The organism is Vibrio hibernica, from assembly GCF_015223435.1.
In the GTDB taxonomy this organism is placed as follows: Bacteria; Pseudomonadota; Gammaproteobacteria; order Enterobacterales; family Vibrionaceae; genus Vibrio; species Vibrio hibernica.
The window spans coordinates 24,068-32,101 of record NZ_VHKO01000032.1 but is presented as its reverse complement, the minus strand read 5'-3'; the positions used below and the strand labels follow the sequence as shown (position 1 = coordinate 32,101).

7 protein-coding genes are annotated in these 8,034 nt (G+C 38.1%); 4 read left to right on the top strand and 3 right to left on the bottom strand.

The window, feature by feature from the left end; translation table 11 throughout:
- Positions 1-29 precede the first annotated feature (29 nt).
- Positions 30-626 (top strand): aldehyde dehydrogenase family protein, encoded by a 597-nt coding sequence (locus FH976_RS11240; protein ID WP_324187428.1) that lies wholly within the window; start codon positions 30-32, stop codon positions 624-626.
- A gap of 152 nt (positions 627-778) precedes the next feature.
- On the opposite strand, the gene FH976_RS11235 is transcribed toward FH976_RS11240, so the two are convergent.
- Complete coding sequence (locus FH976_RS11235; protein WP_194090945.1) at positions 779-1,174, bottom strand: DUF1090 domain-containing protein; 396 nt, start codon at positions 1,172-1,174, stop codon at positions 779-781.
- Between the two features lie 181 nt (positions 1,175-1,355).
- On the opposite strand from FH976_RS11235, the gene rlmF reads away from it, so the two are divergent.
- Positions 1,356-2,435, top strand: a complete 1,080-nt coding sequence (gene rlmF, locus FH976_RS11230) for a 23S rRNA (adenine(1618)-N(6))-methyltransferase RlmF (RefSeq protein WP_194090944.1) — start codon at positions 1,356-1,358, stop codon at positions 2,433-2,435.
- 599 nt (positions 2,436-3,034) lie between these two features.
- The gene (locus FH976_RS11225; protein WP_194090943.1) at positions 3,035-3,322 is read left to right on the top strand and encodes a GreA/GreB family elongation factor; all 288 of its coding nucleotides are present in this window, start codon (positions 3,035-3,037) and stop codon (positions 3,320-3,322) included.
- Positions 3,323-3,577: 255 nt separating this feature from the next.
- Here FH976_RS11225 and FH976_RS11220 read toward each other — a convergent pair whose 3' ends face one another.
- Positions 3,578-5,881: a peptidase U32 family protein gene (locus FH976_RS11220; protein ID WP_194090948.1), complete on the bottom strand. Its 2,304-nt coding sequence runs from the start codon at positions 5,879-5,881 to the stop codon at positions 3,578-3,580.
- 121 nt (positions 5,882-6,002) lie between these two features.
- Between FH976_RS11220 and FH976_RS11215 the strand changes: the two genes are divergently transcribed.
- Positions 6,003-6,668: a glutathione S-transferase gene (locus FH976_RS11215; protein WP_194090942.1), complete on the top strand. Its 666-nt coding sequence runs from the start codon at positions 6,003-6,005 to the stop codon at positions 6,666-6,668.
- A gap of 123 nt (positions 6,669-6,791) precedes the next feature.
- Here the strand turns inward: FH976_RS11215 and aroG are convergent, their stop codons facing one another.
- Positions 6,792-7,847, bottom strand: a complete 1,056-nt coding sequence (aroG, locus tag FH976_RS11210; RefSeq protein ID WP_194090941.1) for a 3-deoxy-7-phosphoheptulonate synthase AroG — start codon at positions 7,845-7,847, stop codon at positions 6,792-6,794.
- Positions 7,848-8,034 lie beyond the last annotated feature (187 nt).

Genomic DNA, 8,034 nt, shown 5'->3' with positions numbered 1-8,034 from the left:
TACCTCGGTGAACGCTTACAAAAAAATGGGTGAAAAAGCATTGCCCGGATATTCACAATAAAGACTACACATCAATCATTGATGACACCGCATTTACTCGCTTAATCGAGACGGTTGAAGATGCCAAAATTCATGGCGCAACCATCATCAATCTAAGTGAACAAGAGCCGGATGCCAAAACTCGTAAATTCCCACTTATGCTGATTTTAGACGCGACGGATGAGATGACTATTAGCCAACGTGAAACCTTTGGGCCAATCATGATGGTAAAAACCTACCAACAAGCCGATGAGGTCATTAATTATATTGTGCAAGGTGATCGCCCATTGGCCTTCTATCCATTTAGTAATGACAAAATACTTGTTGATCACTACTTAAAGAACGTTCTCTCTGGCGGCGTATCTGTCAATGATGCACTCTTTCATGTCGGACAACATGATCTGCCTTTTGGTGGGATCGGCGGTAGCGGCATGGGCCATTATCATGGCTATGAAGGCTTCTTAACTTTTTCTAAAATGCGCCCTGTATTCTATCAAGCCAGTTTTTCAAGTTTAAAATTCCTCATGCCGCCGTATGGAAAATTCGCCACTCGAACCCTAAATTTTATCGCTAAGTTTAAGTCTTAGCTTCAAACCATGTGTCACCATAACGATAAACGCCAACCGTGATTCTAAAACTCACGATTGGCGTTATATTTCAGATACAAACACAATTAGAAGTAGATATTAAAACGAGTGATTTGCGTCATTCTTGAGCTCTTGGAATCTTATATTAACGATTACTTAAACTTTGCCGCTTCTAATTGAAGTTTATTTAATTCTTGTTCATCTTCTGTAATTTTATCTTGGTATTTCTTAATTTTATCAGTTTTATTATATTTGATAGCTTCTTGTAAATCAGCTTTATGCTCTGCCATATCTTCTTGCGCATCTTTAATGTCATCAAAAAGATCAGACTGTAAACCTTCATCAGTACAATGCAGTTTTGCTTGTTCTAACGCTGTGTTTAAACCAGCTTCTTTGTCTTGATTGTCATGCAATTTTGCCATTTGAAGTTGAGTTTCAATATTACAAATTTTGGCTGCACAACCTACTTTTTCACTGCAATCTTGAGCCCAAGAAATACCACTGGTTACTGTCAACATTACCGCTAATATGCCTTGATAAACTTTCATTTGATTCACTCTCTCTATAATTATGTTGTTGGTAAGTATAATCCACCTCACCAATATCCCCAAAATAATTAACGTTGCAGTGAGGCAACAAGCAAGTGAAATTAAATGGCTAATATTTTGTTTTAATCTGAAAATACGCTAGTATGCACGCCCGCTTAAGATAGCACTAATTGGAGTTTTTATGTCTTCTGGCAACCCTCAAAAAAAATACGGTTCAAAGCCTTCTCATCAGCAGAAACGCACTCCAAGCAGAAACGGAAAACCTCAGCAGAAAAATAATCCGAACACTGAGGCCAAACCCGCGGGCTTACATCCAAATAACCTGCACCATGGTCGTTATGATTTTGGTTTATTAGAACAAGCTCACCCAGCCTTAATCCCTTATGTGATACTAAATCCACATGGTGATCGCTCGGTTAACTTTAGCGACCCTAAAGCAGTTCTAGCCTTAAATGAAGCACTATTAAAAGCTTATTACGGTTTAGATTTCTGGCAAATTCCACCAAATCATTTATGCCCACCGATCCCAGGTCGCGCTGATTACATTCACTATTTAGCGGATTTATTAGCTGAAGAGCAACAATTACAACTCGATGAATTACAGTCGACATCACCCGATCCTGAAGACGATGAATCCGAACCTCGTGGCAATTCAAATCGCGCGCCAATGATTCTTGATATTGGTACAGGTGCTAACTGTATTTACCCAATCCTTGGCACTACATCTTATGGCTGGAAGTTTGTTGGTACCGATATAGATCCCGTTTCGATCAAATCAGCGCAATGGGTGATCAAAGCTAATAAAAAACTGAATGGAAAAATAAAGCTACGCTTACAACAAGACAAAGGCTCAATTTTCAATGGGATTATTAAGCCACAAGATCAATTTATGATGACCATGTGTAACCCTCCTTTCCACGCATCAATGGAAAAAGCGAAAGAAGGCAGCCTGCGCAAAGTAAATAATCTAAACAAAGGCAAATCTGCACCATTAAAATCAAGCGATCAACCGGTGTTAAACTTCGCGGGCACGGAAAATGAATTATGTTATGAGGGCGGCGAAATTGCCTTCTTAGAAAAAATGGCTAACGAAAGCACCCAATTTGCTTTGCAAGTAACTTGGTTTACAACTTTGGTTTCTAAAACTGAAAACGTGGAAGCATTACGTGACATCCTACAAAAACTGGGCGTAAGAAAAATCAAAGTGGTTCCAATGGCACAAGGGCATAAAGTGAGTCGTTTTGTGGCTTGGAAATTCTAGCTAGACTAACGCATTACAATACCTCCCTTAAAATCACCAAAAGCTTACCGAATGATAGTTCAGTAAGCTTTTTTTCCGTCTCATGCAAACGAGTTAGATTACTGCTTATCTGCCCTGACAAAAATAACAACTCCTCGCTTGCTCACTGGATAACAATAATAATTTATTTCCAAACTGGAAAATTCATCAGATTTAATTTAGATAAAAATTTTCCACTTATCTTATGATTAAATTCAGACTAAAAGAGTAGAAATCATGTTCTTTTGCTCTTTTATTTTAATAAATGATATTTTTTGCCATTTAATTCCCTTTTGATTTTTTACTATATTTTTGACATTTGAATAATATTTTTTTGTTGATATAGTTAATTAAGTTTTTCAGGAGGCATTGGAATTGTTAATCATCTTGCAGTAATTAGTCCGAAAGTATAACTTTCGGACATTAATTTATATTTTTATCTTTTAAATTTATAGGGGGTAATAAATATTAATTTATTTTATCAATGTCTTTTTTATTTAGAACATAAATTACTTACTAGCATTTTCTTTAGCTATCAATCTCCAATTATTTTGTTCCATATTTTGGAAAAGATCGAGTATATGTCGAAACCTAGCCGTATCGACCTGAAGCGAAGAATTAATGTTGGTGATAGAGTTAAGTTCTTTGATAAAGAAAGAAACCGACATTATCAAGTAATTATAGTTTGCACTAAACGAAATAATCCCAATGATGGTCTGATTTCATTTTATTCTTATTTAGGCTCGTCTATTTTAGGACTGGCCGAAGAGGATAATTTTAAATTGTATGTTTTAGGGAAAGAAAGGCAGTATGAAGTGACAAGTATTTCATCTGAAAAATCATTGAAAACACAAATTCAGTTTAATTAGAGAGTTATTATTATGAGTAAAAATGAATTGAAGAAACCTGAATTAACCTTGAAAGAAAAACGAAAGCTGAAAAAAGAAAAATTAGAAATAAATGACGTCGCTAAATCAAGGAAAACAAAAAGAAAATAAAATTTATATTTAACTATAAAATATTTATTTTCCTATTTTACAATTTGATTTAATAAAAAAGCCAGTTGCCTATTTGAAGTAGGCTTCTGGCTTTTAAAAGTCATACATAAACCCTATTCTTAAACCCTACAGCCCATTATGGTATTGCTGATCGGTTGATGACGGCACCATGTTATACAAAACCTGATCCGCATCTTCTTGACCACTTAACAAGGCTTCAAACTGTTTAATTAACTCAACCTTATCCGGTGATTCTTTACTGCCTGCGCCAATCTCGGTCAGATCAATCATAAAGCCATCAAACAAATCGCTAAGATCGTCGATAATCTCGGTGTTCAAGAACTGGTCTTGGTTGTAAATACTTGGATACCCGCCCTTTTGCTTATCAATAGAGAAAGAATCGCCTTTCAAATTTTTGATACTGGTCTTCTTATCACACGAAAGCATACAGCCGTTATCGATACGCGGCTTTTCACAACCTACGCTTTGTTGGAAGAAGCACTGACGGCTCGCCATCAACAAAATTGGGTGGTAGATGCTGTACATCATTTTGAAGTTCTTTGGTCTAGCAATGTGTCTGATTTGCTGCTTGCTGATCTCGTTCGAAATAAACGCGCCGCTACAGTTAAAGTTTTGTTTCAGAGACTGCAAAACATAAGAGTTGGTGGTATTGAGCATTGGGCCAGCAATCCAGTGAATACCTAAGCGCTCAGCATGGTACGCAATACCGGTGTTGTTGGTTACGATCCATTCTGGCTTCACTTTCTCCAAAATATTCAACGCAACGTCAAAATCTTTACCAATTAAGACTGGTGGAAACCATGGAATTAAACGCGGATTTTGTTGCAAGAACGCTACATATTTAGTGCAACCACGCTTGTAAGCATCAGGCAGTTTAAAGTAGATATCTGCATCGGTGACATCGGCAAGCACGGCATCGGCTTTATCACAAATAAGGATTGAAAGCTCTGGCTTTTCACCTTCTGACTTGGCGTGACGATCCAGCTTCGGCAGCGTAACTTCAGCAATAGTTTCAATGCCATCATTTAAATACGCCAGTAATTCATTTTTTAATGTGGTGATTTCACGATAAGGAATACTCAAACCATCGAGAACTTGCTCGGTATCAAACTCGACCAATTCATAGTTAGAGTTATTGATATTTTTAAAGCGTTTCTCGATCGCCTCTTTATCTACGCTGAGTTTCTCGCTTACCGACATTAAGCTGCTTGATGTAAATACAGCGGTTTTAGGTAAAATAGCATCATCATTATCATTAACCGAATTGCTACTTTCTTGAGTGGTAACAGTTAACGTTAATGGCTTATCTTGCTCACTTGAAAAGTGTAATTTTAGTTTTATTTTTTCAATGCTTAAATGGGCAATTTTTTCATCGACAGAGGCATTAATTTGTTGCTTATCGGAATGCAGTTGCTGGGTGGCATCAAAGATCTGTACTACTGAAATAGTTTCGCCGTGGTCAGCTTTTAACTTATCGACAATGTGGTTTTTAGAATTATCCCGTGGGTTATCAATAAACATCGATTGATTTAAATCACCGCGCAAAAAGGCATTGGTAAAATCGCGATTAAATACTTTGTACAGACGTTCACCATCTTGAGTCAATTCCCCTGTTTCCACATAACCGTCAATTTGTTTACGGAAGCTATCAATAACAGTGTGGACGTAGTTAGCGCCTTTAATGCGTCCTTCTACTTTAAATGAATGCACACCCGCATCAATCAAGGCTGGCAAATCAAAAAAGGCCGAATTATCTTTGATATTCAGTGGGAAGTTATGACCCGACTCGGTTGTTTCGTACTCCTCACGACACGCTTGACTGCAACGACCACGGTTGCCTGAATTGCCAGCAGTAGCAGATGTTGAATAACATAAGCCTGAAAACGCCACACACAATGAACCATGCACAAATACTTCTAATAGCATTTCATGCTTTTGACTGACGTTTGCCATGGCAGTGATCTCACGTAAATTAAGCTCTCGTGATAAATTCACACGACTCGCACCTAATTTTTTCAAGAACGGGATCTGCCCAGCGTTATGAATCGTCATTTGAGTAGAAGCATGAATATCCAGTGTTGGGAAATATTCACGTAATACGTACAATAAGCCAATGTCTTGTACAATCACACCATCAAGAGTGGTGTTAACTAAACGGTTAAGCAGCTTCACCACCGTTTTAAATTCTTGCTCTAAAATAACAATATTAAGCGTTAGGAATATTTGGCAATCGTATTGATGAGCAAGTCTGATGGCACCAACCAATTGATCGAACGAAATATTAGAAGCACGGTTACGAGCATTAAAAGTATCTAGGCCACAGTAAACAGCATCCGCACCAGCAATAATGGCGGCTTTGATGGCATCAATATCACCACCGGGGGCTAATAATTCAATCTTTTGGTTCATCACAAGAGTCTCGGTTAACATTTAAAGGCGGCATGATACCTTTATATGTTGCAGATGAGTATCATTGAGGTAAATTAATCCATTTAAGCGTTCATTTAAGCGTAGAGGAAAAAGAAAATTAATGCATGAAAATACTCCGTTACCTATCCTCTATTCATTGAGAAATTGCCCGTTCGCTATGCGTGCCAGAATGGCAATTTATCAATCTCAACTGCCAGTATTACTGCGTGATATTGTCTTACGTGATAAACCAGCTGAAATGCTAACCATTTCCCCTAAAGGTACAGTACCGGTATTAGTAACAAGCAATGGAAAGGTAATCGAAGAAAGTCTTGAGGTAATGTTATGGACGTTAAGTGAAAGTGACCCAGACGATTTATTATTGGCGAGCGCTCCTGAAATGCTTATCAACATGTTATCGCTAATTCATCAATTTGATAGTGAATTCAAACCTTGCCTTGAGGCTTATCGAGCTGCCAAACGTTACCACGAACCAAACCTTGTGGAATGCCGCCAAGCATGTGAGCAATATCTTTCTAAGTTAGAAAACCGCTTAACTCGTCATTCATATTTAATGGCCGATCAAGAAAGCCTTGCCGATTTGGCATTACTTCCTTTTATTCGCCAGTTTGCCAGAGTGGAAAGACAATGGTATTTGCAATCTCCCTACCCGAAGTTGAGACAATGGCTAGATCGTTATTTACAATGCAAAATGTTCAGTAAGATTATGACAAAACATGAACTATGGTTGGTCAATCGCCATGAGGTACTTCTAAGATCGTTTTAGCTCGCTCTTAATCATCAAACTAAAAAATAGCAAAAATATCTAACGACTCCTTAATAAAAAGAAGTCATTAGATATTGATTAAACCCCAAAAACGGGATATTTAATAAGTCCACCTGTTATTTCTTACTTTATCGCTCGGCGAGCCGCGACTGCATCAGACAGCTGGCGTAATACAGTTTCAGTATCATCCCAACCAATACAGGCATCAGTAATACTTTGACCGTAATTTTCAACTTTACCATCGACTAAGTCTTGACGACCTTCATTGATGTGACTTTCGATCATTACGCCAAAAATAGCGTCTTCACCCGATTTTAATTGCGCACAAACATCATCAGCTACCACCATTTGGCGTTGGAACTGCTTAGAACTATTTGCATGGCTAAAATCGATCATCACTTTCTGACGCAAGCCTTGTCCTGCTAATTCAGCTTTAACCGCCGCCACATGTTCCGCGCTGTAGTTAGGCTCTTTGCCACCACGTAAAATAATGTGACAATCAGGGTTACCTGCAGTTTCAATAATGGCTGAATGACCGTATTTAGTCACCGATAAGAAATGGTGAGAAGCACCCGCAGAGCTGCAAGCATCAGTCGCGATTTTAATATTGCCGTCAGTACCATTTTTGAACCCAACTGGGCAAGAAAGACCAGAGGCTAATTCACGGTGAACTTGGGATTCGGTAGTACGTGCACCAATCGCGCCCCAGCTGATCAAATCGCCCATGTACTGTGGCGTGATCATATCTAAGAATTCACTTGCAGTTGGCATGCCTGCATCAGTTAAATCCAACAACAATTTACGTCCAATACGCACACCATCGTTTAACTGATATGTATCATCAAGATATGGGTCATTGATCAACCCTTTCCAGCCCACTGTTGTACGCGGTTTTTCAAAGTAAACACGCATGACTACTTCAAGGTTACCTTTAAGCTCTTCACGCAATACGGCAAGGCGTTTACCATAGTCTAATGCTGCTTCAGTATCATGAATAGAACAAGGACCGATCACGACTAATAAACGGTCATCTTTATCTTCTAGGATATTATGAATAGCGCTACGTGATTCAAATGTCGTCGTACTCGCTGTTTCCGTGGCTGGAAACTTTTCAAGCACAGCAACGGGTGGTAATAATTCTTTTACATTTTTAATTCTTACATCATCAATCTGGTACATAACGACTTCATCCTGTGCACATTATTTCGTAAACAACTGTTTATAATAGTAAAAATAAAATTACAACTAAAAAGTTAATCGTGTTTTTTATCATTCTTGACTTAACTTATCCTTAGAAAATGCGAACTTCAATCATTAATTACTGAAACTAACGAATTAAATGTGATCTGTACCAAGTAGGGCTATC